General features: G+C 63.6%; 20 protein-coding genes and 1 riboswitch. Of the genes, 7 read left to right on the top strand and 13 right to left on the bottom strand.

The genetic code is table 11. The features are described 5' to 3' along the window. The first annotated feature begins 44 nt into the window (after positions 1-44). Complete coding sequence (locus tag BLS60_RS13175) at positions 45-986, top strand: LysR family transcriptional regulator (protein ID WP_092368768.1); 942 nt, start codon at positions 45-47, stop codon at positions 984-986. A 15-nt stretch (positions 987-1,001) separates the two neighbouring features. Here BLS60_RS13175 and BLS60_RS13170 read toward each other — a convergent pair whose 3' ends face one another. From BLS60_RS13170 to BLS60_RS13130, 9 genes are all read right to left on the bottom strand, one after another. After that, positions 1,002-1,706 (bottom strand): PqiC family protein, encoded by a 705-nt coding sequence (locus tag BLS60_RS13170; protein ID WP_070880890.1) that lies wholly within the window; start codon positions 1,704-1,706, stop codon positions 1,002-1,004. 261 nt (positions 1,707-1,967) lie between these two features. Beyond that, complete coding sequence (parC, locus tag BLS60_RS13165) at positions 1,968-4,223, bottom strand: DNA topoisomerase IV subunit A (protein WP_092368765.1); 2,256 nt, start codon at positions 4,221-4,223, stop codon at positions 1,968-1,970. Between the two features lie 7 nt (positions 4,224-4,230). Further along, positions 4,231-4,755: a retropepsin-like aspartic protease family protein gene (locus BLS60_RS13160; RefSeq protein WP_092368762.1), complete on the bottom strand. Its 525-nt coding sequence runs from the start codon at positions 4,753-4,755 to the stop codon at positions 4,231-4,233. Further along, positions 4,752-5,738: an esterase-like activity of phytase family protein gene (locus BLS60_RS13155; protein ID WP_092368759.1), complete on the bottom strand. Its 987-nt coding sequence runs from the start codon at positions 5,736-5,738 to the stop codon at positions 4,752-4,754. The genes BLS60_RS13160 and BLS60_RS13155 overlap by 4 nt, the downstream gene beginning before the upstream one ends. Beyond that, positions 5,738-7,636 carry a DNA topoisomerase IV subunit B gene (gene parE, locus BLS60_RS13150; RefSeq protein WP_092368756.1) on the bottom strand — a complete coding sequence of 633 codons (1,899 nt, stop codon included), beginning with the start codon at positions 7,634-7,636 and terminating at the stop codon, positions 5,738-5,740. Before parE ends, BLS60_RS13155 begins: the two co-directional genes overlap by 1 nt. Before the next feature lie 45 nt (positions 7,637-7,681). Continuing rightward, positions 7,682-8,263: a YqiA/YcfP family alpha/beta fold hydrolase gene (locus tag BLS60_RS13145; RefSeq protein ID WP_092368754.1), complete on the bottom strand. Its 582-nt coding sequence runs from the start codon at positions 8,261-8,263 to the stop codon at positions 7,682-7,684. A gap of 51 nt (positions 8,264-8,314) precedes the next feature. Beyond that, positions 8,315-9,133 carry a 3',5'-cyclic-AMP phosphodiesterase gene (gene cpdA / locus BLS60_RS13140; protein WP_092368751.1) on the bottom strand — a complete coding sequence of 273 codons (819 nt, stop codon included), beginning with the start codon at positions 9,131-9,133 and terminating at the stop codon, positions 8,315-8,317. 116 nt (positions 9,134-9,249) lie between these two features. Beyond that, positions 9,250-9,702 (bottom strand): DUF1249 domain-containing protein, encoded by a 453-nt coding sequence (locus BLS60_RS13135; protein ID WP_070880897.1) that lies wholly within the window; start codon positions 9,700-9,702, stop codon positions 9,250-9,252. Further along, complete coding sequence (locus BLS60_RS13130) at positions 9,693-10,310, bottom strand: NUDIX domain-containing protein (protein WP_092368748.1); 618 nt, start codon at positions 10,308-10,310, stop codon at positions 9,693-9,695. The genes BLS60_RS13135 and BLS60_RS13130 overlap by 10 nt, the downstream gene beginning before the upstream one ends. Positions 10,311-10,479: 169 nt before the next feature. Between BLS60_RS13130 and BLS60_RS13125 the strand changes: the two genes are divergently transcribed. Beyond that, on the top strand, positions 10,480-11,238 hold the full coding sequence (locus tag BLS60_RS13125; RefSeq protein ID WP_092368745.1) for an RsiV family protein: 759 nt from the start codon (positions 10,480-10,482) through the stop codon (positions 11,236-11,238). A gap of 45 nt (positions 11,239-11,283) precedes the next feature. Here BLS60_RS13125 and thiC read toward each other — a convergent pair whose 3' ends face one another. Beyond that, positions 11,284-13,170, bottom strand: coding sequence for a phosphomethylpyrimidine synthase ThiC (thiC, locus tag BLS60_RS13120; protein ID WP_092368742.1), 1,887 nt, complete (start codon positions 13,168-13,170; stop codon positions 11,284-11,286). 302 nt (positions 13,171-13,472) lie between these two features. After that, positions 13,473-13,579, bottom strand: a riboswitch (TPP riboswitch). A gap of 151 nt (positions 13,580-13,730) precedes the next feature. On the opposite strand from thiC, the gene BLS60_RS13115 reads away from it, so the two are divergent. Continuing rightward, complete coding sequence (locus tag BLS60_RS13115; protein ID WP_092368739.1) at positions 13,731-15,167, top strand: TolC family outer membrane protein; 1,437 nt, start codon at positions 13,731-13,733, stop codon at positions 15,165-15,167. Between the two features lie 121 nt (positions 15,168-15,288). Here BLS60_RS13115 and waaA read toward each other — a convergent pair whose 3' ends face one another. Both waaA and BLS60_RS13105 read right to left on the bottom strand, forming a co-directional pair. Continuing rightward, complete coding sequence (gene waaA / locus BLS60_RS13110) at positions 15,289-16,572, bottom strand: lipid IV(A) 3-deoxy-D-manno-octulosonic acid transferase (RefSeq protein WP_092368736.1); 1,284 nt, start codon at positions 16,570-16,572, stop codon at positions 15,289-15,291. 57 nt (positions 16,573-16,629) lie between these two features. After that, positions 16,630-17,517, bottom strand: coding sequence for a LysR family transcriptional regulator (locus tag BLS60_RS13105; protein WP_092368733.1), 888 nt, complete (start codon positions 17,515-17,517; stop codon positions 16,630-16,632). A gap of 86 nt (positions 17,518-17,603) precedes the next feature. On the opposite strand from BLS60_RS13105, the gene BLS60_RS13100 reads away from it, so the two are divergent. The 4 genes from BLS60_RS13100 to BLS60_RS13085 all read left to right on the top strand — a co-directional run bounded on the left by BLS60_RS13100 (position 17,604) and on the right by BLS60_RS13085 (position 21,024). Further along, positions 17,604-17,936, top strand: a complete 333-nt coding sequence (locus tag BLS60_RS13100) for a DMT family transporter (RefSeq protein ID WP_070880903.1) — start codon at positions 17,604-17,606, stop codon at positions 17,934-17,936. Positions 17,937-17,983: 47 nt separating this feature from the next. Next, on the top strand, positions 17,984-19,156 hold the full coding sequence (locus tag BLS60_RS13095; protein ID WP_092368730.1) for an NAD(P)/FAD-dependent oxidoreductase: 1,173 nt from the start codon (positions 17,984-17,986) through the stop codon (positions 19,154-19,156). Continuing rightward, complete coding sequence (locus tag BLS60_RS13090) at positions 19,156-19,989, top strand: aldo/keto reductase (protein WP_092368727.1); 834 nt, start codon at positions 19,156-19,158, stop codon at positions 19,987-19,989. Before BLS60_RS13095 ends, BLS60_RS13090 begins: the two co-directional genes overlap by 1 nt. Positions 19,990-20,058: 69 nt before the next feature. Then, positions 20,059-21,024, top strand: coding sequence for a metal ABC transporter ATPase (locus BLS60_RS13085; RefSeq protein ID WP_092368724.1), 966 nt, complete (start codon positions 20,059-20,061; stop codon positions 21,022-21,024). A 67-nt stretch (positions 21,025-21,091) separates the two neighbouring features. Here the strand turns inward: BLS60_RS13085 and hldE are convergent, their stop codons facing one another. Beyond that, positions 21,092-22,513, bottom strand: a complete 1,422-nt coding sequence (gene hldE / locus BLS60_RS13080) for a bifunctional D-glycero-beta-D-manno-heptose-7-phosphate kinase/D-glycero-beta-D-manno-heptose 1-phosphate adenylyltransferase HldE (RefSeq protein WP_092368721.1) — start codon at positions 22,511-22,513, stop codon at positions 21,092-21,094. Between the last annotated feature and the right edge of the window lie 58 nt (positions 22,514-22,571).

Genomic DNA, 22,571 nt, shown 5'->3' with positions numbered 1-22,571 from the left:
CTTACTATATTGATTAGCAGAACTAACCGTTAAAGCAGGCCATCGTGGATCTCATTCGCTTACGTACGCTTCGAGAACTGGCACGCTGCGGCACCATGGCAGCTACCGCCGAGTTTCTGCACCTCACGCCATCAGCGGTCTCCCAGCAGATCGCGCAATTGGAGCGCGAGACAGACGTAGCGCTGATCGAGCGGCGCGGCCGCGGCGTGGTACTGACGCCAGCAGGCGGGCGGTTGGTGGCGCATGTCGAACGCATCCTGGTAATTCTCGATGAAGCCCGCTCGGAGCTGGCACAAATGCGCAGCGAAATTGCCGGGGAACTGCGGGTCGCGGCATTTCCCTCGATCGCCGTGGCGCTGGTGGCACCCATCGTGCGCAACCTGCGCGCGATCTATCCGCGCCTGGAGGTGATCGTGGCAGACCTCGAGCCGCAGGAAAGCCTCAGCGCCCTGAGCGCCTGGCAGATCGATGTGGCGGTGGTCGACGACCTGGCGGGGGCGGTGAAGTCGCGTCAGGAACACTACGAGCTGATCCCGCTCACCGAGGATCGCCTGCATGTGCTGTTACCGACAAACCACCCGCTGGCGTCGCGTAGCACCCTGACCATCGCCGACCTGCAGGACGAGGCCTGGGCGCTGGATTCCACCAACAGCTCGTTTGGCGAGTTCATCGGCAACCTGTGTCGGCGCTCCGGCTTCGTGCCGCGCATCAACGCGCACTGTGCCGGCTTCGAAATGGTCGCGGCGATGGTCGCCTCTGGCAATTCGATCTCGGTGGTCTCGGGGCTGCGCCTGGTGCGCCCCGTCGACAATGTCACCGCGGTGCGGCTGGCTCCGGCCATTCAGCGGAAGATTTTCCTGGCTTATCGCAAGGGCGAGCGCAAACATCCAGCCGTGACCGTATTCCTCGATGAGGCACTACGCACGGCCGGCGTGCTGGAGGGCTATCAAAGGGTCGAAACCACGAGTGAGCCAGGCAACTGCTGACTCACTCCTCAGCGCTTAGAAACGAAACACTTCCGCATCGATACGGATCGGCTCCGCCACCGGCATTCTCGGTGGTTCCTGACGCGCGGCAGGAGTCGGCGCCTTTCGGCGCGGCTCCTCGGCTGCGATTGGCGTATTGGCGTGCGCCTTCACGGCGGTCGCCAACTGTTCGACAAGCTCCTGTACCACCACGCTCTGCGCCCGCACCTGATCGGCGACGGCGCCCTGGTGTTTCTCTTCCAGGCGCACCAGGCGGGTGTCGAGCAGTTGCCCGTCGCGCCCCACCAGACGCCATTGCGCCTCCAGCACCGCAGGCTGGCGAGGGCCGGAGTCGAGACGAGTCACGGACAGCAGCACTTGCACCTGAGCCTTGAAGCTGGGGTTGTCGGATGCCAGCACCAGCCGTTGGCTGTTGATCCGGCTCGACAACTGACGAAGCACCTGGCGGTCCAGGTCGGTCGCCAGGCTGCCTGCCCAGCGAGCATTACCGGCGGCGCTCAGGCTACCGTCTTCCTGGCGCTGCAGCAGGGATTCACGTTGCAGGTAGTCGGCAACGGTAATGGGGCCCAACAGTACGCTCATGCCGTCCTTGTCAGCGGTTTTAGTGGCGCTAGGGCCGCCGTCCAACTGGTAGAGCGACACGGGCATGAAATGCGAACAGCCGGTCAGCGTCAGCAGACCAGCCAGGAGAAGCGTGAGAGGAAGCCGTCTAACAATCATCAATGTCTTCCAGCTGGCAGCTATCGCCAGCGAGCGTGCCTACAGGTGAAGGGTCAAAAACAAAAAAATATGCAAATCACCGCGCCAGAGGAACTCCGGCAAGGTGTCAAGAATCCCTGTCTATATGCAATGCGCCTGCCACGGAGCGCGCTGACCCGAAAATATGGCATACGGCCGTCCGCTCAGGACGGCACGCAAGGGGCAGTATCATCCGCCAAACCGGCCTGCAACTCTAGTGGCAGGCCATTTGCCAGCAGATGACTACTCGACGAGCAGGCCGTCGACGCGCTGGAAACCACGCGGCAATTTGTTGCCGCGCCGGCCGCGTTCGCCCTTGTAGTGCTCAAGGTCATCGGCCTTCAAGGACAGGGTACGCTTGCCAGCCTGCAATACAAGGGTCGCGCCTTGCGGCAGTACGGCCAGGTCAGTGAGGTATTCCTCGCGGCTGGCGACGCGCTCACCGGGAATGCCGATGATCTTGTTGCCTTTACCCTTGCCCAGCTGCGGCAGGTCGGCGACCTTGAACAGCAGCAGGCGGCCCTCGGTGGTGACCGCTGCCAGCCAGTCTTCCTCGCGGCTGACCAGCGGCTTTGGCGCCACGACCCGCGCGCCATTGGGCAGGCTGAGCAAGGCCTTGCCGGCCTTATTCTTGGCTTGCAGGTCCTCGCCCCTGACCACGAAACCGTAACCGGCGTCCGAAGCGATCACGTACAACGCATCATCATCGGGCAGCAGCACGCACTCGAAAGTGGCGCCCGGCGGCGGCGTCAGACGACCGGTCAGCGGCTCGCCCTGCCCACGGGCAGACGGAAAGGTATGCGCGGCCAGCGAATAGCTACGCCCGGTGGAGTCGATGAATACCGCGTACTGATTGGAACGCCCCGGCGCAGCCGTCTTGAAGCCGTCGCCGGCTTTGTAGGACAGGCCAGTGGCGTCGATTTCATGGCCCTTGGCCGAGCGCACCCAGCCTTTCTCCGAGAGCACCACGGTGATCTTTTCGTTCGGCAGCAGATCATGTTCGGACAGCGCCTTGGCTTCCGCGCGCTCGACGATCGGCGAACGGCGGTCATCACCGTACTTCTCGGCGTCTTCGATGATCTCCTTGCGTACCAGCTTCTTCAGCTTGGTTTCGCTGCCCAGCAGCGCCAGCAGCTTGTCGCGCTCTTTCGCCAGCGCGTCCTGCTCGCCGCGGATCTGCATCTCTTCCAGACGGGCAAGCTGGCGCAGGCGGGTTTCGAGGATGTACTCGGCCTGGATTTCGGTGAGGCCAAAGCGCTCCATCAGCACCGGTTTGGGCTGATCCTCGGTGCGAATGATGTGAATCACTTCATCAAGGTTGAGGAAAGCAATCAAGCGACCTTCCAGCAAGTGCATGCGATGCTCGACCTTGTCCAGGCGGAACTGCAGGCGGCGGCGCACAGTGCCGACGCGGTACTGCAGCCACTCGACCAGCAGGGTGCGCAGATCCTTGACCTGCGGCTTGCCGTCGAGACCGATGACATTGGCGTTGACCCGGTAACTGGACTCCAGATCGGTACTGGCGAACAGGTGCTGCATCAACGCGTCATGATCGACGCGGCTACCGGTCGGGATGATCACGATGCGGCACGGATTCTCGTGGTCGGACTCATCGCGCAAATCGGCGATCTGCGGCGCCTTTGACGGCTTGGCCTGCATCATCGCGGCAATCTGTTCCAGCACCTTGGCGCCAGACACCTGATGCGGCAACGCGGTGACCACGATGTCGCCGTCCTCAATGCTGTACACGGCACGCATGCGCACCGAGCCCTTGCCGGTTTGGTAGATTTTCAGCAAGTCGGCGCGCGGCGTGATGATTTCCGCTTCGGTCGGGTAGTCCGGGCCCTGGATGTGTTCACAGAGCTGTTCGACCGTGGCCTTGGGCTCATCGAGCAAACGCACGCAGGCCGTCGCGACTTCGCGCAGGTTGTGCGGCGGCACGTCGGTGGCCATGCCCACGGCAATACCGGTGGTGCCGTTGAGCAGAATGTTTGGCAACCGCGCCGGCAACGTCGCAGGCTCGTTCAGGGTGCCGTCGAAGTTCGGCACCCAGTCCACCGTGCCCTGGCCGAGTTCGGTCAGTAGCACTTCGGAATAGCGCGACAGGCGTGCCTCGGTGTAACGCATGGCGGCGAAGGATTTGGGATCATCCGGCGCGCCCCAGTTGCCCTGGCCATCCACCAGCGTGTAGCGGTAGCTGAACGGCTGGGCCATCAACACCATGGCTTCGTAACAGGCCGAGTCGCCATGGGGGTGGAATTTACCGAGCACGTCACCGACGGTACGCGCGGATTTCTTGTGCTTGGAGTCAGCGTCCAGGCCCAGTTCGCTCATCGCGTAGACGATGCGCCGCTGGACCGGCTTGAGGCCGTCGCCGATGTGCGGCAGCGCGCGATCCATGATCACGTACATCGAGTAGTTCAGATAAGCCTGCTCGGTAAAGTCGGCAAGGGAGCGGCGTTCGACACCGTCCAGGCTCAGATCGAGGGTTTCGCTCATGCGTGCCTCATTGCAAGGTTGATTGGCGCAGCATCAAGGTGCCGTCGCGCTGACTGAATTCGAGTTGTTTCAAGGCACTCATGCCCAGCAGGATTTCATCGCCGTCCATGCCCGGCGCGATCAGCGCGGACACGTCATGCAGGACGATATCGCCGAGTTGCAGACGCTGCAGGCGCGTGCGGTGTGCCGTAGCGCGGCCATTAGCGGTGCTGATCTGCACCGGCGCCCCCGGCTGTAACCCCAGGCTGCGGGCAACCTGGCTGGGAATAGCAACCTGCGTGGCGCCGGTATCGAGCAAAAACGTCACTGCCTCGCCATTGATCTGTCCATCGACCAGGTAATGTCCGCCAGGGCTGCTGGCCAGGTGCACTTCAACGTAATCGCTGCCATGCACCGACTGCGGCTGACGGTTGGGATGGCTTTTTTCATCTTCCCATTTACCGAAGAAATGCGTGGCCAGCAGCAACCCCGCGCCCCAGGCCAGCACCAGCATCACCCGACCCGCGCGGCGGCCGGCGGTCTGCTCGCTCACTGCGTCGCACCCCAGCCGCCAGCAGGCGCTGTAAAGCGCCAGACCACCGGACGATTCTCGCCGTCGCCGCGGGCATGACCGCCATTATCGACGCCAACCCAGGCACCGTCGGCATCGATCGCCAGCGCTTCCGCCACACCATAGTGCAGCGGGTAACGGCGCTCATCGGTCAGCGCCTCGGCGGCGAACGACCAGCAGCGCTCCACGTCACCACTTTCCGCTGTGCGGCGGCAGATGCGATGCGCCTGGCGCTCCAGGGTAAAGAGTTTGTCCTGGTGAAAAGCCAGGCCGGAAAAATCCACCGGTGCCAGCGAGCCGCCCAATGCGGCCGGGGACTGCTCCTGGCCGCCTTCGCTGAGCAGCACGCAGCCGCCTTCGCAGCGCCAGGTGGCATTACGGTGATGCACCACCAACAGGCCACGTCGCTCCTTCTCCGCAGCGAGCCACAGGCGCTCGCCGGCCGGGTCGATGGCGATGCCTTCGAGCAGCGAGTTGAAATGCAGCAACATGCCGCTGGCTCGCGCCTGGCGCACCATGCCTTCGGGTAGAGCCAACCAATGGGCATCCGCGGCGGGTGGCACCTGCAACACCGCGGCGCGGCTTTCACTGACCAGGTAACGGTTGCCCTTGGCGTCGCAGGCGATACCTTCGAAATCCAGGTGCCCGCCACGCACCAGCCCGGACACCCAGGCGCGCATGCGCAGGCCCCAGGGCAACGGCATCACTGGCGCGGGGGGCGCAACGAACGACTCAGCCTCGGCCTGCCAGATTGGTGCGGAGGCATCGAGGCGGTAAAGGCGATCATCGTCACGGTCGGACACTGCCCACAGGGCGTCGCCGCACCACGCCAGCCCCGACAGATTGCCGGTGTCCATGCCGGCAACCGGGTGCTCGCTGAGCAGCTTGAGCTCCTCGAGCGCCGGGGTGTCGGCGAAGGCTGGCATCACCGACGCCAGCAGCAGGGCGCCGAGCAGCTGCCGCATCAGAGCAGCACCTCGGCCAGGTTGCCCTTGGACTCCAGCCAGGATTTGCGGTCGCCGGCGCGTTTCTTCGCCAGCAGCATGTCCATGATTTCACGGGTGCCCTCGAAGTCCTCGAGGGTCAGTTGCACCAGACGCCGGGTATTGGGGTCCATGGTGGTTTCGCGCAACTGTGGTGGGTTCATCTCACCCAGACCCTTGAAACGGGTGACCTGCGGCTTGCCGCGTTTCTTCTCGGCCACCAGGCGATCGAGGATACCGTCGCGCTCCGGCTCGTCGAGGGCGTAGAAGATTTCCTTGCCAAGGTCGATGCGGTACAGCGGCGGCATGGCGACATACACGTGGCCGGCATCCACCAGCGGGCGGAAGTGCTGGACGAACAGGGCACACAGCAGCGTGGCGATGTGCAGACCGTCGGAGTCGGCGTCGGCGAGGATGCAGATCTTGCCGTAGCGCAGCTGGCTGAGGTCGCTGGACCCGGGATCGAGGCCCACCGCCACGGCGATGTTGTGGACCTCCTGGCTGGCCAGCACTTCGCCGCCGTCCACTTCCCAGGTATTGAGGATTTTTCCGCGCAGCGGCAGGATCGCCTGGAACTCCTTGTCGCGCGCCTGCTTGGCCGAGCCGCCGGCGGAATCGCCCTCGACCAGGAACAGCTCGCAGCGCATCGGGTTCTGACCGGCGCAATCGGCCAGCTTGCCGGGCAATGCTGGCCCTTGGGTGATCTTCTTGCGCTCGACTTTCTTGCCGGCCTTGAGGCGGCGACTGGCGTTGCTGATGGCCAGCTCGGCCAACTGCTGGCCAAACTCCGGATGGGCGTTGAGCCACAGGCTGAACGCATCTTTGACCACACCGGAGACGAACGCAGCGGCCTCGCGCGAAGACAGGCGCTCTTTGGTCTGCCCGGAGAACTGTGCGTCCTGCATCTTCATCGACAAGACGAAGGCGATCCGCTCCCAGATATCCTCCGGGGCCAGCTTGACACCACGTGGCAGCAGGTTGCGGAACTCGCAGAACTCGCGCATCGCATCGAGCAGGCCTTGGCGCAGGCCGTTGACGTGGGTGCCGCCCTGAGCGGTAGGGATCAGGTTGACGTAGCTTTCCTGCACCGAGTCGCCGCCTTCCGGCAACCACAGCAGCGCCCAGTCGACCGCTTCCTTGTTACCGGCCAGGCTGCCGCAGAACGGCTCGTTGGGCAGGCGTTCGTACTCACTGACCGCGTCGACCAAGTAGGAACGCAGCCCATCTTCGTACAGCCACTCAACCAGTTCGCCGCTGGCCTTGTCATGGAAGCTCACCGCCAGGCCGGGGCATAGCACGGCCTTGGCCTTGAGCACGTGTTTGAGGCGGCTGACCGAGAACTTGTGGGAGTCGAAATACTTGTCGTCCGGCCAGAAATGCACGCTGGTGCCGGTGTTGCGCTTGCCGACCGTGCCGATCACTTCCAGGTCGCTGGCCTTGAAACCGTCGGCGAAGGCCATGGCGTAATCATTGCCATCGCGCTTGACCCGCACTTCGACGCGGGTCGACAGGGCGTTGACCACCGAGATGCCGACGCCATGCAGGCCACCGGAGAACTGGTAGTTCTTGTTGGAGAACTTGCCGCCGGCGTGCAGCTTGGTGAGGATCAACTCGACGCCCGGCACACCCTCTTCCGGGTGAATGTCCACTGGCATGCCGCGTCCGTTGTCGCTCACTTCCAGGGAGTTGTCCTCGTGGAGAATCACCTGGATGGAGGTGGCGTGGCCGGCCAGGGCTTCATCGACGCTGTTGTCGATGACTTCCTGGGCTAGGTGGTTGGGGCGGCTGGTATCGGTGTACATCCCCGGCCGCTTGCGCACCGGATCAAGGCCGGAAAGGACTTCGATGGCATCTGCGTTGTAGGCGTTTTGCTGGGCCATAGGTCTCTGAAATGCTCTGATTAAACGGGGGTCGGGCGCGGCCGGTCAGGACGCGGGCGCGATGCCGGCGAAGGCAAACAGCATCGGCAGCCGCTCGGCAAAACCCTGGAAGCCATGATCACCACCTGCCTCGATGCGCAGCGCGCAGTGCCGGTAGTACGTCTGGGCATGACGATAGTCGAGGGTTTCATCGGCGGTCTGCAGCCACACCTGATAACGGGTGGGGTCCGCAGGCGGCGGTGTCTCGAGTTCTGCCAGGGCCGTGACGTGATCGGCTGTCAGGTCCCAGGTTTCGCCACTGTAATGGTTGCGCTGCGGACCGAGGTAACCATCGAACAACCGGTGCGGGCACACCGCCGGGTTGATCAACAACGCCTTGAGGCCATGCCGTTCGGCCAAGTGGGTCGCATAGTAGCCGCCCAGGGAGCTGCCGACCAGCACGGGGCGCCCGAGCTCTGTGATCAGCGCCTCGAGCTGGGCAATCGCCTGGCGTGGGTGGTGATGCAGGGCCGGTACGCGCAGTTGCGCCTGCAGCCCCAGGGAGGTCATGGCGGCGGTTAGCTGGCTGGCCTTGGTGGAGGCCGGCGAGCTATTGAGCCCGTGGATATAAAGAATGGCTGTAGTCATAACGGGAGGCTACTAGCGCCGCCCTAGGCGCCGCAAGCAGCGTGCGCTTCGCTAGTAGCCGCCGACACTGTAATCGGGTTCGAAAACGATACCGCTGACCCGCGATATCTCGGTTTCCAGACGCCCGTCGCTGTGCAGGCGCAGCCAGCGGTAACCGGGCGCCGTGCTATCGACCTGGAACTCTTCGCTGCCTGGAGTGAATTGCACGCAGGTCGACGGTGACGCCAGCAGGCGCATCTTGCCGCGTACTTCATCGATGGTCTGGTGAACGTGGCCCCAGAGAATCGCCCGAACCTGCGGAAATCGATCCACAACGGCAAACAGCGCGTCGGGATTGCCCAGCCCGATCGGCGCCATCCATTGGCAGCCAATATCCACGGGGTGGTGATGCAGACAGATCAAGTGATGACGCTCCGGCGCCTCGCTCAACGCCCTCTCCAGCAAGGCCAGCTGCGACTGCTGCAGATAACCGGGCACCGCGCCAGGGATCGATGAGTCGAGCATGGTCAGGCGCCAATTGCCGATATCCAGCACCGGCTCGAGCAGATCAGTGCCGACGCAAGCCGCCTGCATGGCCGGCACGTCGTCGTGGTTGCCGGGAATCCAGCGACTCGCCGCATTCAACCCGGCGGTCAGCTCGAGAAAGCGCGAATAGGAGGCCGAGCTGCCATCCTGTGACAGGTCACCGGTGGCAAGGATCATATCGACCGCCTGCTGCTCCTGGAGCACCAGATCGATCACCTTTTGCAGACTGTCGGTGGTGTCCATACCCAGCAGCGTATCGCCGGTGTCGGCAAATAGGTGGCTGTCGGTCAGCTGCACTAGCAGGACCGAAGACTCGGCGGGGGTCGACACGGACGCACTCAGCAAGGTGCTTCTCCCTGGAAGGTATCCGTGAATTATGGAAGGGTCGGGTGAACCGGGTAAAGCCACTAACAGGCACTGGTTCACAGAAAACCGAAGCTTTAGGGTGGCGAAACGCTATTTCACACCTGCGGCTCGGTTTCGTGACCGCAGGCCAGGCAATGGCTCAGCCACTCGCCGAGAAACACATTGAGCTGAGTCTTCTCGTCGGGCTGGTGCATGGCCGCATTCGGGTAGGGATAAATACCGCGGAAACGCCGTGCACTCTGAGCGCCAGTAACCTCGGCCATGCGGGCATCATGGTAGACGCGCACTTCCAGCTGCGGCACCGGCAACCAGGGCAGGCTTTGCTCCTGGCGCACCTTGACCGTCGAGGTGTACGGGCAGTTTTCCACCACCTCCAGAGCCATCACGCCAAGCTGGCGCTCGCCCTGACTCAACGCCACACGGCGCGCACCCGAGGCTTCGCGCATGCCGGGCAGCAATCGCATCAAGCGCGCGTAATTGGCTTCGCAAGCCGCCTGCAGCTCGATCAGATCGACCCGATAGCGCTCACGCAGCAGTTTTAACCCCATAGCCCCCTTACCTCGGCGCGATTCAGCGCCAGCCACTGCAGCGCGATGATGCTCGCTGCGTTATTGATCTTGCCGTCTTTGACCGCCTGCAAGGCATCCTCGAGCGGCCACACCTGCACGCGGATGTCTTCGCCTTCTTCCTCTAGCCCGTGTATGCCGCCCACGCCCGCACTGTCGCAACGGCCAAGGAACAGGTGCACGAACTCGTCGGAGCCACCCGGCGACGGGAAGTAGCGGGTGATCGGCCACAACGACGTCAGCGTCAGCCCGGCTTCCTCCTCAGCTTCACGCAGTGCCACCTCATCGGGCTCTTCATTCTTGTCGATCAGCCCGGCAACCAGTTCGACCAGCCACGGGTTGGCCGCCTTGTGCATGGCGCCGACGCGAAACTGCTCGATCAACACCACACTGTCGGTCACTGCATCGTAGGGCAGCACACACACGGCATCGTGGCGGATGAACAGCTCACGGCTTAGCACTGGCCCCATTTCGCCGGAGAACTGCTGGTGGCGCAGGTGAAAGCGATCCAGGCGATAGAAACCGCGGAAGCACTCTTCGCGCTCGATGATTTCCACCGCATCCGGGCTGGGCTTGAAGGTTTCGGTCATCTGCTGTTCTCTCGGTTACATGCACATTAAGCGCATCCTAGGGGCTGTTAAGGCTGTCCCGCAAGCGACGTATGGAAAGCCTGGCCGATCCGCTCGCATTGACGAATAATCGCGAACTCCGCTGCCGCCAGGCAGTCGAACCCCCGTCCTTCGCCAACGGCCTTTTTGCATGAAACCATCGACCATTGCCCGCCTCGGCGCGATCCTCAGCCTGAGCCTGCTGCTCGGCGCCTGCCAGAGCCTGTCCGGCCCGGACGCGCAGCCAGCCCTTGCCACCAGCCATGAGCGCTGGGAGCACAAAACGCCAGGCTGCGCCGCCAAGGACTGTCCGCTGGTCAATGTCGAGTTGCAGCGCCTGGTCGACAAACCCGAGCTCAACGCACGGATCGAATCGACCCTGCTCGGCCTGGTAAGCACAGCCACCGGCGCGCGCCCCCAATCGCTGGCCGATCACGAACGCGACTTCCTGGCCAACGGCAAGCCCGGCTGGGTCAGTTATCTGCAGGCCAAGGTACTCGACCAGCATGACCGTCTGGTGGTGATCGAGCTGTCCAGCTACCACTTCATCGGCGGCGCCCACGGCGTGCCGGGCCGCACTTACCTGAACTACGACCGCGAGCTGAATCAGGTGCTGAGCCTGCAGGACATGCTGGTGCCTGGCGAGGAAGCCGCGTTCTGGCGGATCGCCGAGCGCGCCCATCAGGCCTGGCTGATCGCCCAAGGCCATGGTGACGACGCCGAATACCGCCAGACCTGGCCGTTCGAGCGCACCCAAAACATCGCCTTGAACCGCGATGCAGTGATGCTCAAATACGATGTCGCGCGGCTGGCGCCCTACTCCGACGGCCACCCCGAGATCAAGATCCCCTACAACCAGCTGCAGGGCATCCTGCGCCCGGCCTATATGCCGAGCGCCGCGGCACGCTGAGTGAAAGTCGGGTGAGCGGCAATCTGCCGCTCACCCGGCCGAGCGTCACACCTGTCGGTAGATTACCGAGCCCTCCTCTTTGAAGCGCTCGGCCTGCTCCTTGAAGCCGGCTTCGACTGCCTTGCTCTCGTCGGACAGACCGTTCTCCTTGGCGTATTCGCGCACTTCCTGAGTGATCTTCATCGAGCAGAATTTCGGCCCGCACATGGAGCAGAAATGCGCGACCTTGGCCGAATCCTTAGGCAGCGTTTCATCGTGATATGAGCGCGCGGTATCCGGGTCCAGCCCGAGGTTGAACTGGTCTTCCCAGCGAAATTCGAAGCGGGCCTTGCTCAGCGCGTTATCGCGGATCTGCGCGCCAGGATGCCCCTTGGCCAGGTCGGCGGCATGGGCGGCGATCTTGTAGGTGATGATGCCGGTCTTCACGTCATCCTTGTTCGGCAGGCCCAAGTGTTCCTTGGGCGTGACGTAGCAGAGCATGGCGCAGCCGAACCAGCCGATCATCGCCGCGCCGATGCCCGAGGTGATGTGGTCGTAGCCCGGTGCGATGTCGGTGGTCAGCGGGCCAAGGGTGTAGAACGGCGCCTCGTCGCAGCATTCGAGCTGCTTGTCCATGTTCTCCTTGATCAGCTGCATCGGCACGTGGCCGGGGCCTTCGATCATGCACTGCACGTCATGCTTCCAGGCGATCTTGGTCAGCTCACCCAAGGTTTCCAACTCGCCGAACTGCGCGGCATCGTTGGCGTCGGCAATCGAGCCGGGGCGCAGGCCATCGCCGAGCGAGAAGCTGACGTCATAGGCCTTCATGATTTCGCAGATGTCGTCGAAATGGGTGTAGAGGAAGTTCTCCTTGTGGTGCGCCAGGCACCATTTGGCCATGATCGAGCCGCCGCGCGAGACGATGCCGGTAACCCGTTTGGCGGTCAGCGGCACGTAACGCAGCAGCACGCCGGCGTGGATGGTGAAGTAGTCAACGCCCTGCTCGGCCTGTTCGATCAGCGTGTCGCGGAACAGCTCCCAGGTCAGGTCTTCAGCGACGCCATTGACCTTCTCCAGCGCCTGATAGATCGGCACAGTACCGATCGGTACCGGCGAGTTGCGGATGATCCATTCGCGGGTTTCGTGGATGTGCTTGCCGGTGGACAGGTCCATCACCGTGTCCGAGCCCCAGCGAATGCCCCAGGTGAGCTTGGCGACCTCCTCCTCGATGCTCGAGCCCAGCGCCGAGTTGCCGATGTTGCCGTTGATCTTCACCAGGAAGTTACGGCCGATGATCATCGGCTCCAGCTCGGTGTGGTTGATGTTGGCGGGAATGATCGCGCGGCCGCGGGCCACTTCATCCCGGACGAACTCGGCGGTGATTTCCTTGGGAATGCTGGCGCCGAAGCTGTTGCCGCCATGCTGCTCCTTGAGCAGGCCGGCGGCGCGGTGCTCGGCGAGCTTCATGTTCTCGCGGATGGCGATGTATTCCATCTCCGGGGTGATGATGCCCTGCCGCGCGTAATGCATCTGGCTGACATTCTTGCCCGGCTTGGCGCGGCGCGGGTTGCGCACGTGGGCGAAGCGCATCTTGGTCAACTCTTCATCGGCCAGGCGGCGCTGGCCGAATTCGGAGGACAGGCCGCCTAAGCGCTCGGTGTCACCGCGGCCTTCGATCCAGGCGCTGCGCACGTCGGGCAGGCCCTTGCGCACATCAATGGTCACGCTCGGGTCGGTATAAGGGCCGGAGGTGTCGTAGACGGTGACCGGCGCGTTGATCTCGCCGCCGAAGTCTGTCGGCGTGACATCCAGGCTGATCTCGCGCATCGGCACGCGGATATCCGGGCGTGAGCCTTGCACATAGATTTTTTGCGAGCGGGGAAAAGGCTGGATCGACTGCTGGTCGACCTGGGCGGACTCACTGAGATTTTGCTGTTGTTGTTTGCTGCTCATCGGCTGGCTCCTCGGCATGATGTCGGAGCGAACCTGATAGACGTGATGAAGCAACGCCACGCCAGGGCTGTTTGAACATGCGGGAGCCGTGAAGAGCGCCGGCATGATCAAACAGCCAGGGCGCGGGCGCACCACGAACGCGGTGCGGGGGTATCCACTTGCAAGTCGCTGAGAAACTATCTGCGTTGCCATCGCGGCGTAAAAAACAGCCTCAAATTGCTCATGTACTCCTCGTACACTCCGCTTCTTCGCCGTTTCGCCTTGCGCTGGCTGCCTCGCCTACGTTTTCAAACGATCTGTAGAGGTGGAGACCTCTTGTTCCCTACGCAGGCCTTAACCTGATCAGGTTCAACGGGATCCGGAACTCTCCGATCTCAGCCTCTGCTTCGAGGCACCCCGACAAGAACTCGATCAGCATACGCACAGCGGCCAGCGGCAGCAATGAGGACAGGACCCGCAGGTCGGATAGTGACGTTGGCTTCGCCGGCGCAGCGCGCCTTGACCACCCCGATGGCCCGGCATAGTCTCGCTGCCTACTGCTTATTCTAGGACTCGCTGACATGCTGCGCAGACTCTCCCTGGCCGTTGCCGTGACTGCCGCCTCAACCGCCACGGCCTGGGCAGATCCCGCCCCGCTGTCGGTGCGCACCGACCTGATGTCGGTGTACCAGGAGGCCGCCGCCAACAATGCCGATCTCGCCGCCGCCCGTGCCGATTTCCAGGCCCGTCGCGAAGGCGTGCCCCAGGCCCGCGCCGGCCTGCTGCCAAACCTCAGTGCCGGCGCCCAGGTACAGGACACGCGCACTGCGCTGGAACAACCGGCCGCCACCCTGTCACGCAGCGGCACGGTGTATCAGGCCAACCTCAGCCAGCCACTGTTCCGTGCCGACCGCTGGTTCCAGTTACAGGCCGCCGAGGCGGTTAGCGAGCAGGCGGCGCTGGAGCTGTCGGCGACCGAACAGAACCTGATCCTGCAAAGTGCCGAAGCCTATTTCTCGGTGCTGCGCGCCCAGGACAACCTGGCCTCGACCAAGGCCGAAGAAGCGGCCTTCAATCGCCAGCTGGATCAAGCCAACGAGCGCTTCGACGTCGGCCTGTCGGACAAGACCGACGTGCTCCAGGCCCAGGCCGGTTTCGACACCGCGCGGGCCAACCGCATCATCGCGCAGCGCCAGGTCGACGATGCCTTCGAAACCCTGATCACCCTGACCAACCGAGAATACCGCAGCGTCGAAGGCATTCAACACAGCCTGCCGATACTTACCCCGATGCCCAATGACGCCACCGCCTGGGTCAACACCGCCGCGGCGCAGAACCTCAACTTGCAGGCAAGCAACTTTGCGGTCAACGCCGCCGAGGAAACCCTGCGCCAGCGCAAGGCCGGCCATGCGCCAACCCTGGACGCCGTGGCCAGCTATCAGCGTGGCGACAACGACAGCCTGGGCTTCACCAATTCGGGCAGGCCGAACGAGCCGATTTACGGCAGCGACGTATCGCAGCGCAGCATCGGTCTGGAATTGAACATTCCGCTGTACAGCGGCGGCCTGACGAGTTCCCAGGCCCGCGAGGCCTACCAGCGCCTCAGCCAGTCCGAGCAGCGCCGCGAGGGGCTGCGCCGCGAGGTCGTGCAGAACACCCGCAACCTGTATCGCGCGGTGAATACCGACGTGGAAACCGTGCAGGCGCGCCGGCAGTCGATCATCTCCAACCAGAGCGCGCTCGAAGCCACGGAAATCGGCTATCAGGTCGGTACCCGCAACATCGTCGACGTGCTCGATGCCCAGCGTCAGCTGTACAGTGCGGTGCGCAACTACAACGACGCCCGCTACGACTACATCCTCAACAACCTGCGCCTGAAACAGGCTGCCGGTACCCTCAGCCCCGCCGATCTCGAAGCCCTGGGCGCCTACCTGAAGCCGGACTACACCCCGGACCGCGACTTCCTGCCCACGGACCTGGCCAAGGCCGGCGAAGCGCGACTGCAGGGCGAAGAATAATCCGCGACCGGCGCTGCAAAGGGTGGACGGGTGAGGCGCCATTCACCCCACACACAGGCCGCAACCCGTAGCCTAAGTCGAGCGCAGCGACACCCAGGGAGTTGGTGCTGGCAGCTACGCCCTAACCGATCAGCCGCCCCAGCCCATCCAATAGACGCTGCAAGGCACCTTGATTAGCCTTCAAGACCGCCAGCCCAGCTTCACGCATCGCCACAGCCCGCGCCGGCTCACCCAGCAGCGCCGCCACCTGCGAACCGAGCGCCTCGGCGTCAGCCACTTCGCAGAGCGCACCGCGCTCAAGCAACTTGGCGGTAATCTCCAGAAAATTGAAACGGTGCGGCCCCATGATGACTGGAAGCCCAAGCGTCGCCGGCTCCAGTGGGTTGTGACCACCGGTCTCGACCAGGCTGCCACCAACGAAGGCGATATCGGCCAGGGCATACAGAAACATCAACTCGCCCATGCTGTCGCCGAGCAGCACTTGAACTTCGGGGCCAACCGCCGCAGCGGATGAGCGTCGCACAAAGGCCAGGCCCGCCTCCCGCAGCTGCGTGGCGGCACTGTCGAAGCGTTCCAGATGACGCGGCACGAGAATCAGCAGGGCATCCGGCTGTGTGGCGAGCAGTTGCCGGTGCGCCTGGATCACCAGCGCGTCTTCCCCTTCGCGGGTACTGGCAGCGATCCACACCGGCCGCTGCTGCGCCTGCCACTGCTCACGTAGCGCCATAGCGCGCGCCAGCACACCGGCATCCACCTGCTGGTCGAACTTGATCGAACCGGTGACCTCGACCGTCTCGGGCCGAGCGCCCAGAGCAATGAAACGCTCGGCCTCGGCCTGGCTCTGCACAGCCAGCAGGTTGAGTTCAGCGAGCATCGGCGCCGTTAATTTGGCAAAGCGCCCGTAGCCCCTCGCCGAGCGCGCGGACAAACGCCCATTGGCCAGCGCGACCGGAATGTCCCGCCGGGCACACTGGTGGATGTAGTTGGGCCACAGCTCGGTCTCCATGATGACCGCCAGCCTGGGCTGCGCCCGCGCAAGAAAGCGCGACGCAGCCCAGGGCAGGTCATAAGGCAGGTAGCAATGCTGAACGCGACCTGCAAATTGCGCCTCGGGAAACAGCGCGCGGATACGCTCGGAGCCGGTGGGCGTCATGCAGGTCAGGGTGATCGGCAGATCCGGGTAACGCGCCAGCAGCTCGCGCACCAGTGGCGCCGCCGCAATGCTTTCGCCAACCGAGACGGCATGCACCCAGATGCCGCCGGTACGCAATGGCGGCAGGCCAACCGCGAACCGTTCGCCGATCCGTCGCGAATACGCCGGCGCGCGCCAGGCACGCCACACCAGGCGCAGGACGACAAGCGGCAGGCAGAGATGAAACAGCAGGGTATAGAGAGATCGGTTCATGGCGGCGAAGCTTAGGGGCTGTGGCGGCTGCAGCACAAGCCGGCCGTATGGCCCGCGTCAGGGCGCCAGCACACGCAAGCGCTCTGCCAGATAGTTGGCCAGCCATTGCGCGGCCGGGCCGAGCGCTTCATCGCGACGAAACACCAGCTCCACGGGCAGCGGCGGCGCGATCCAATCACTGCTGAGCTCGACCAGGTGCCCCTGGTAGGTCGGGTACTGCGCCACGTGCCGAGGCAGGCAGGCCCAGCCCAGGTTGCGCATCAACAGCTCGGCCATCACATAGAAGCTGTCAGTACGCCAGGCCGTGGGGCTGATCCGCTCGTTACCGGGGTAGTGGCTATCCTGCAGCGTGATCAATAGCTGCCGGTGCTGGGCCAACTGACGGCGGCCAACGGAGCGTACCGCTGCCAGCGGATGACCGGCCCCGCAGACCATGACCATATCAACCATGCCCAGGCGGCGGCGCTCCAGCTCTGCAGGCATACCTTCGTGCTGAAACAGCAGGCCGAGATCGGCGCGGCGCTCCAGCAGCTGCCGCGCCACTACGCCTTGCCCGCCACTGGTCATCTGCACCTCGACGCGAGGGAATGCCTGGGCCAGCGCCTCCAGGCTGTCGAGCACTGGCGGCATCGGCAGCGCCTCGTCCTGCGCCAGGCGCAAACACACTTCCTCGCCTCGCGACAGCCCGAGCGCACGGCCCTCCAACCGCTCGGACTGACGCAGCAGCTCGCGCGCCTCCTCAAGCAATGCCTGACCGGCCTCCGTCAGCCGCGGCTGACGACCGCTGCTGCGCTCGAACAGGCGCACCCCGAGATCATCTTCCAGCGCTGCCACGGCGTTGCTGACCGCGGACTGCACACGGCCGAAGCGTCGCGCCACGGCCGAGAACGAACGGCCATCCGCTACAGCGACAAATACCTCAAGCTGCTCGAGACCCCAGCGCATAACCCATCTCCAGATCAGATAGGCAATGAGTTTACCTAACAAGATGGGCGGGTAGAATCGATCGCCTATCAAGAGGAGTGCTGCCGATGAATGGTTATCTCTATCTCGCCTTGGCCATCGCCGCCGAAGTGGTGGCGACTACGTCCATGAAGGCCGTTGATGGCTTCAACAAACCCTTGCCGCTGTTGCTGGTGATCGTTGGCTACAGTATCGCCTTCTGGATGCTGATTCTGGTGGTGCGCACTATCCCGGTGGGCATTGCCTATGCCATCTGGGCGGGGCTGGGCATCGTGCTGGTGAGCATCGCGGCGATGTTCGTCTATGACCAGAAGCCGGATCTGCCGGCAGTACTGGGCATGGGCTTGATCGTCAGCGGCGTGGTGGTGATTCAGCTGTTCTCCCGGGTCACCGGCCACTGAACGCGACGGGTTATACTGCGCACCTGTTTTTCTGACGAGGCGCCCGCATGTCCCAAGCTCTGAGCACAGACGTCCTGATCGTCGGCGGCGGTGTCGCCGGCCTCTGGTTGAACGCGCGCCTGCGGGCCAAGGGCTACGCCACATTGCTGGTGGAACGGGAAAGCCTCGGCGGCGGGCAGAGCGTCAAGTCGCAGGGAATCATCCACGGCGGCGCCAAATATGCCCTGCATGGCGCGCTGAGCGGCGCCTCCGAAGCCATCGCCGATATGCCGCGGCGCTGGCGCGAAGCCCTTGATGGCGATGGTGAGTTGGACCTTTCGAGCGTGCGCCTGCTGTCCGACGCGCATTACCTGTGGTCGCCCGGCACCCTGGCCGGCAACCTCACCAGTTTTTTCGCCAGCAAGGCAGTGCGCGGCCGTGTTGATCAGGTCAAGGGCGAGCAATTGCCGCCTGCGCTGCAGCATCCGAAATTCAAGGGCAAGGTCTACCGCCTGGCAGAGCTGGTGGTGGACGTACCGAGCCTGATCGCACGCCTGGCCGAGCTTGCCGGCGACAGCCTGCTCGCTGCTGACGATATCCAGCCCCTGCACGAAAACGGGCAACTGGTTGGCCTGCGCGTCGATGGCCGAGACATCCGTGCCCAGCGCATCGTGCTCAGCGCCGGCCGTGGCAATGCCGATCTGCTGACCAGCCTTAACGTCGCGCAACCCGGCCAGCAATTGCGCCCGCTGCATATGGTGATGGTCAAGGGTCCGACCCTGAAACCGCTGTATGCCCACTGCCTGGGCGGCGGGCCCAAGCCGCGGATCACCGTCACCAGCCATCCGAGTGCTGATGGTGAGTGGGTCTGGTACCTGGGCGGTGACTTGGCCGAAGCGGATGGCGTGGCGCGCGACGAAGCGGCGCAGATCGACGCGGCGCGTAAGGAACTCGGCCAGCTTTTGCCCTGGGTCGACCTCTCCAGCGCGAAGTTTGCCACCTTGCGGGTGGAGCGCGCCGAGCCGGCACAAAGCGGCCTGGTTCGCCCGGACAACGCATTTCTCAGCGATCAGGGCCCGCTGCTGGTTGGCTGGCCGACCAAGCTAGCCCTGGCACCGGATTTTGCAGATCGGGTGCTGAACAGCCTCGAACGCGACGGCATCCGCCCTGCCGATCACGACGCGCCGCCCGACCTGCCGCGCCCCGTCATCGGCCGCACCCCCTGGGAGACCTCATTCTGATGCACGACCTGCACGCGCTGCACCGCCCACTCGGCTCGACCGGCCTGCTTGTCTCACCGCTGGGGCTGGGCACCGTCAAGCTCGGTCGTGATCAGGGGGTCAAATACCCCAACGGCTTCACCATTCCCGATGATCATGAAGCGCGCCGCCTGCTGGATCTGGCCCGCGAACTGGGCATCAACCTGCTCGACACCGCGCCCGCCTACGGCATCAGCGAACAGCGCCTCGGCCCGCTGCTGCGCGGCCAGCGTCAGGACTGGGTGATTGTCAGCAAGGTCGGTGAGGAGTTCGACAACGGCCTGTCGCACTTCGACTTCTCCAAGGCGCATACCCGCCGCTCGGTGGAGCGCAGCCTGAAACGTCTGGAAACGGACTACATCGACCTGGTTCTGGTGCACTCCAATGGTGATGACCTGTCGATCCTGCGCGATGAAGCGGTCTACGAAACCCTCGCCGAGCTCAAGCAGGCCGGGCTTGTTCGCGGTTTTGGCTTTTCCGGAAAGACCGTCGAAGGTGGCCTGCAGGCCCTCGAGCATGGCGACTGCGCGATGGTGACCTACAACCTTGGCGAGCAGCAGGAGCTACCAGTATTGGACTATGCTGCCCGTCACGCCAAAGGCATCCTGATCAAAAAAGCCCTGGCCAGCGGCCACATCTGCCTGGAAAGCGGCGTTGATCCGGTACGAGCAAGCTTTGAACTGATTTTTGCTCATCCTGGCGTGGGCAGTGCCATCGTCGGCACTATCAATCCACTGCACCTGGCGCACAACGTCGCCATGGCGGCGGAAGTCATCATGGGCACGACTATCGGTAACACAGCACAAGGAGAGTGATGGACTGGCGTGCGCTGCACGCCGTTAATGCCGCTTATGCGGCCGACCCCGACGCAAGAAGGAGCCGACATGCCGCGCATTATTTCCCGCAAAGACCCTGCCACGTTCAAGACACTGCCGTTGTTCGTCGAGGCCTCGCCCGACGCCATCGCCTACCAGAGCCTGGGCCGCCCGCTGAACTTCAGCGAGATGCTCGAACGGCGCAAACCGGTTGAGCTGAATGACAGCCAGCGCTTCGCGGTGGAGCTGGCCAACCTCGGCGTCTCGGTGCGCCTGACCCTGAACTGGCAAGGCCGCGAGTACTGGTTGCTGGTGCGTCAGCGACGTCTCGACCGTGGTGACGTGGTGCTCAAGCTGATTTCTGGCTACGTGCCGGCCCACGAACTCAACTTGCCGTTGATGACCGCTATCCAGGAGGTGGCCGAAGAGTGCCTGCTGGAAACCAGCGAAGGCTGGCTGCACGGCCGCTTCGGCGACACCTGGCTGCCAGCCCCTTACGAGGGCGCGCTCAAATACCGCGACGGCGTGCATTTCCGGCTTAGCCCATTGTCTGGCGCTGCACGCCCGGTGCAATGCGGTAACCGGACCCTGCTCGAACGTCCACGTGCTTACGTGCACGTACCGACAGCCTCACTGCAACTGGTCTACGACCTGCAGCTGGATTTGCCCAAGGAAGCCAAACTGCCGAGCTTGCTGCACGTGGACGAGTACCTGGAGAACGGCAAGCTGATCGCCCGCCTGGACCACAGCCGTCCAGACCTCTACTTGATTCCCCTGGAGCAGGGTCGCCCAACCGCAGAGCTGCTGACCCTTCGCAGTGGCCAATTGGTGCCGGCTAGTACTCGCGGTTTATGGCTGGCAGAGAGCTTCGCTGCTCAAGAAGGATGGCTGGTACGTGATGAGCGGATTCGCTGGAAAGACTGGCTGACATTGCAGAATCTCACGCCGAAGGCGCAAAAATCCGGCTCTGCTGCTGGCCGAGTTGGCACCGCAGAGCCGCCCAGCGTGCGCCTTGAAACCGCCGCAGCAGTCTAAGCCAGCGACATACATGAGCGCAGGAGACTAGAAAGAACAACCCCGCCGAAGGGCGGGGTTGCTGTGCTTAGCGGCTGCGGATCTTCTCGACGATGGCAGTGGTCGAGCTGTTCTCGACCAGTCCCAACACCCGCACATCGCCGCCATAGGCCAACACGATATCGGCGCCGACTACCTGATTGACGCCATAGTCGCCACCCTTGACCAACACATCAGGCTGAACCTGCTTGAGCAGGCGCTCGGGCGTGTCTTCACTGAAGCTCACCACCCAATCCACGGCGCCCAGACCGGCCAGCACCGCCATGCGTCGATCGACTGCATTGATCGGTCGCCCCGGCCCCTTGAGGCGGCTGACGGAGGCGTCATCATTGATCGCAACCACCAAGCGGTCTCCCTGAGCGCGGGCCTGCTCAAGGTAGCTGACATGGCCGGCATGCAGAATGTCGAAACAGCCATTGGTGAACACGATCTTCTCACCGTGCGCGCGGGCATCTTCTGTTGCCTGTAGCAACTGTTCCAGGCTCAACACGCCACGCTCGGAACCTTCCTCGCGCTGCACGGCGCGGCGCAGCTCAGGCGTGCTGATGGCTGCTGTACCCAGTTTGCCAACAACAATACCGGCAGCGAGGTTGGCCAATGCCACGGCCTGCGGCAAGTCCTCGCCCGCAGCAATGGCCGCTGCCAACGTCGAGATCACCGTATCCCCAGCACCTGTCACGTCGAACACCTCGCGCGCCCGGGCTGGCAAATGCAGGGGGGCATGATCAGGTCGCAGCAAGGTCATGCCATGCTCGCCACGGGTGACCAGCAAAGCGCCAAGATCAAGCTCGCGCATCAGGCTGGCGCCACGGTTGACCAGCTCGGCTTCGTCCTCGCAATGCCCGACGATTAGCTCGAACTCGCTGAGATTCGGTGTGATCAGGCTGGCACCGCGGTAGATGGAGAAATCCTTGCCTTTCGGATCGGCCAGCACCGGAATGCCACGCGCCCTGGCGGCTTGAATCAACGCCTGGTGATTCTGCAGCGCGCCCTTGCCGTAGTCCGACAACACCAGCACCTTGACCTGATCCAGCAACTGCTCGACCTGGCGCGCCAGCGCGTCGGCATCAGTGTGAAACGCTTCCTCGAAGTCCATACGCAGCAACTGATGATGACGGCTCATCACCCGCAGCTTGACGATGGTCGGCTGGCTCTCGATGCGCTGGAAATGGGTCTTGACGCCAATTGCCTCCAGGCTCTCATACAGGCTTTTTGCAGCCTCGTCCTGGCCGGTAACCCCCACCAACACCACCGGTGCGCCAAGCGCCGCGATATTCAGCGCAACGTTGGCCGCGCCACCCGGGCGATCCTCGATCTGCTCGACCTTGACCACAGGCACCGGAGCCTCAGGCGAGATACGCGAGGTAGCGCCGTGCCAATAACGATCAAGCATGACATCGCCCACCACGAGAACGGGGGCCTGATCGAAACGGGGCATGGATAACTTCATGCTGAAACTCCGGAATTTCAAAATCGGCGGCGAGAATAGCATATCGGCCACAGCCACC

Origin of the sequence: Phytopseudomonas seleniipraecipitans, from assembly GCF_900102335.1 — a bacterium.
GTDB lineage: Bacteria > Pseudomonadota > Gammaproteobacteria > Pseudomonadales > Pseudomonadaceae > Aquipseudomonas > Aquipseudomonas seleniipraecipitans.
Note: the sequence above shows the minus strand (reverse complement) of the source record. Positions and strands in the feature narration are given on the sequence as shown.

What these genes read in the sequence shown, in the direction of transcription:
- BLS60_RS13100 (WP_070880903.1), top strand. Translation starts at nt 17,604, where the DNA reads ATGAATGGTTATCTCTATCTCGCCTTGGCCATCGCCGCCGAAGTGGTG.
- BLS60_RS13125 (WP_092368745.1), top strand. Translation starts at nt 10,480, where the DNA reads ATGAAACCATCGACCATTGCCCGCCTCGGCGCGATCCTCAGCCTGAGC.
- BLS60_RS13170 (WP_070880890.1), bottom strand. Translation starts at nt 1,706, where the DNA reads ATGATTGTTAGACGGCTTCCTCTCACGCTTCTCCTGGCTGGTCTGCTG.
- waaA (WP_092368736.1), bottom strand. Translation starts at nt 16,572, where the DNA reads ATGAACCGATCTCTCTATACCCTGCTGTTTCATCTCTGCCTGCCGCTT.
- parC (WP_092368765.1), bottom strand. Translation starts at nt 4,223, where the DNA reads ATGAGCGAAACCCTCGATCTGAGCCTGGACGGTGTCGAACGCCGCTCC.
- BLS60_RS13095 (WP_092368730.1), top strand. Translation starts at nt 17,984, where the DNA reads ATGTCCCAAGCTCTGAGCACAGACGTCCTGATCGTCGGCGGCGGTGTC.
- thiC (WP_092368742.1), bottom strand. Translation starts at nt 13,170, where the DNA reads ATGAGCAGCAAACAACAACAGCAAAATCTCAGTGAGTCCGCCCAGGTC.
- BLS60_RS13145 (WP_092368754.1), bottom strand. Translation starts at nt 8,263, where the DNA reads ATGACTACAGCCATTCTTTATATCCACGGGCTCAATAGCTCGCCGGCC.
- BLS60_RS13155 (WP_092368759.1), bottom strand. Translation starts at nt 5,738, where the DNA reads ATGCGGCAGCTGCTCGGCGCCCTGCTGCTGGCGTCGGTGATGCCAGCC.
- hldE (WP_092368721.1), bottom strand. Translation starts at nt 22,513, where the DNA reads ATGAAGTTATCCATGCCCCGTTTCGATCAGGCCCCCGTTCTCGTGGTG.
- BLS60_RS13115 (WP_092368739.1), top strand. Translation starts at nt 13,731, where the DNA reads ATGCTGCGCAGACTCTCCCTGGCCGTTGCCGTGACTGCCGCCTCAACC.
- BLS60_RS13105 (WP_092368733.1), bottom strand. Translation starts at nt 17,517, where the DNA reads ATGCGCTGGGGTCTCGAGCAGCTTGAGGTATTTGTCGCTGTAGCGGAT.
- BLS60_RS13085 (WP_092368724.1), top strand. Translation starts at nt 20,059, where the DNA reads ATGCCGCGCATTATTTCCCGCAAAGACCCTGCCACGTTCAAGACACTG.
- parE (WP_092368756.1), bottom strand. Translation starts at nt 7,636, where the DNA reads ATGGCCCAGCAAAACGCCTACAACGCAGATGCCATCGAAGTCCTTTCC.
- BLS60_RS13090 (WP_092368727.1), top strand. Translation starts at nt 19,156, where the DNA reads ATGCACGACCTGCACGCGCTGCACCGCCCACTCGGCTCGACCGGCCTG.
- BLS60_RS13130 (WP_092368748.1), bottom strand. Translation starts at nt 10,310, where the DNA reads ATGACCGAAACCTTCAAGCCCAGCCCGGATGCGGTGGAAATCATCGAG.
- BLS60_RS13135 (WP_070880897.1), bottom strand. Translation starts at nt 9,702, where the DNA reads ATGGGGTTAAAACTGCTGCGTGAGCGCTATCGGGTCGATCTGATCGAG.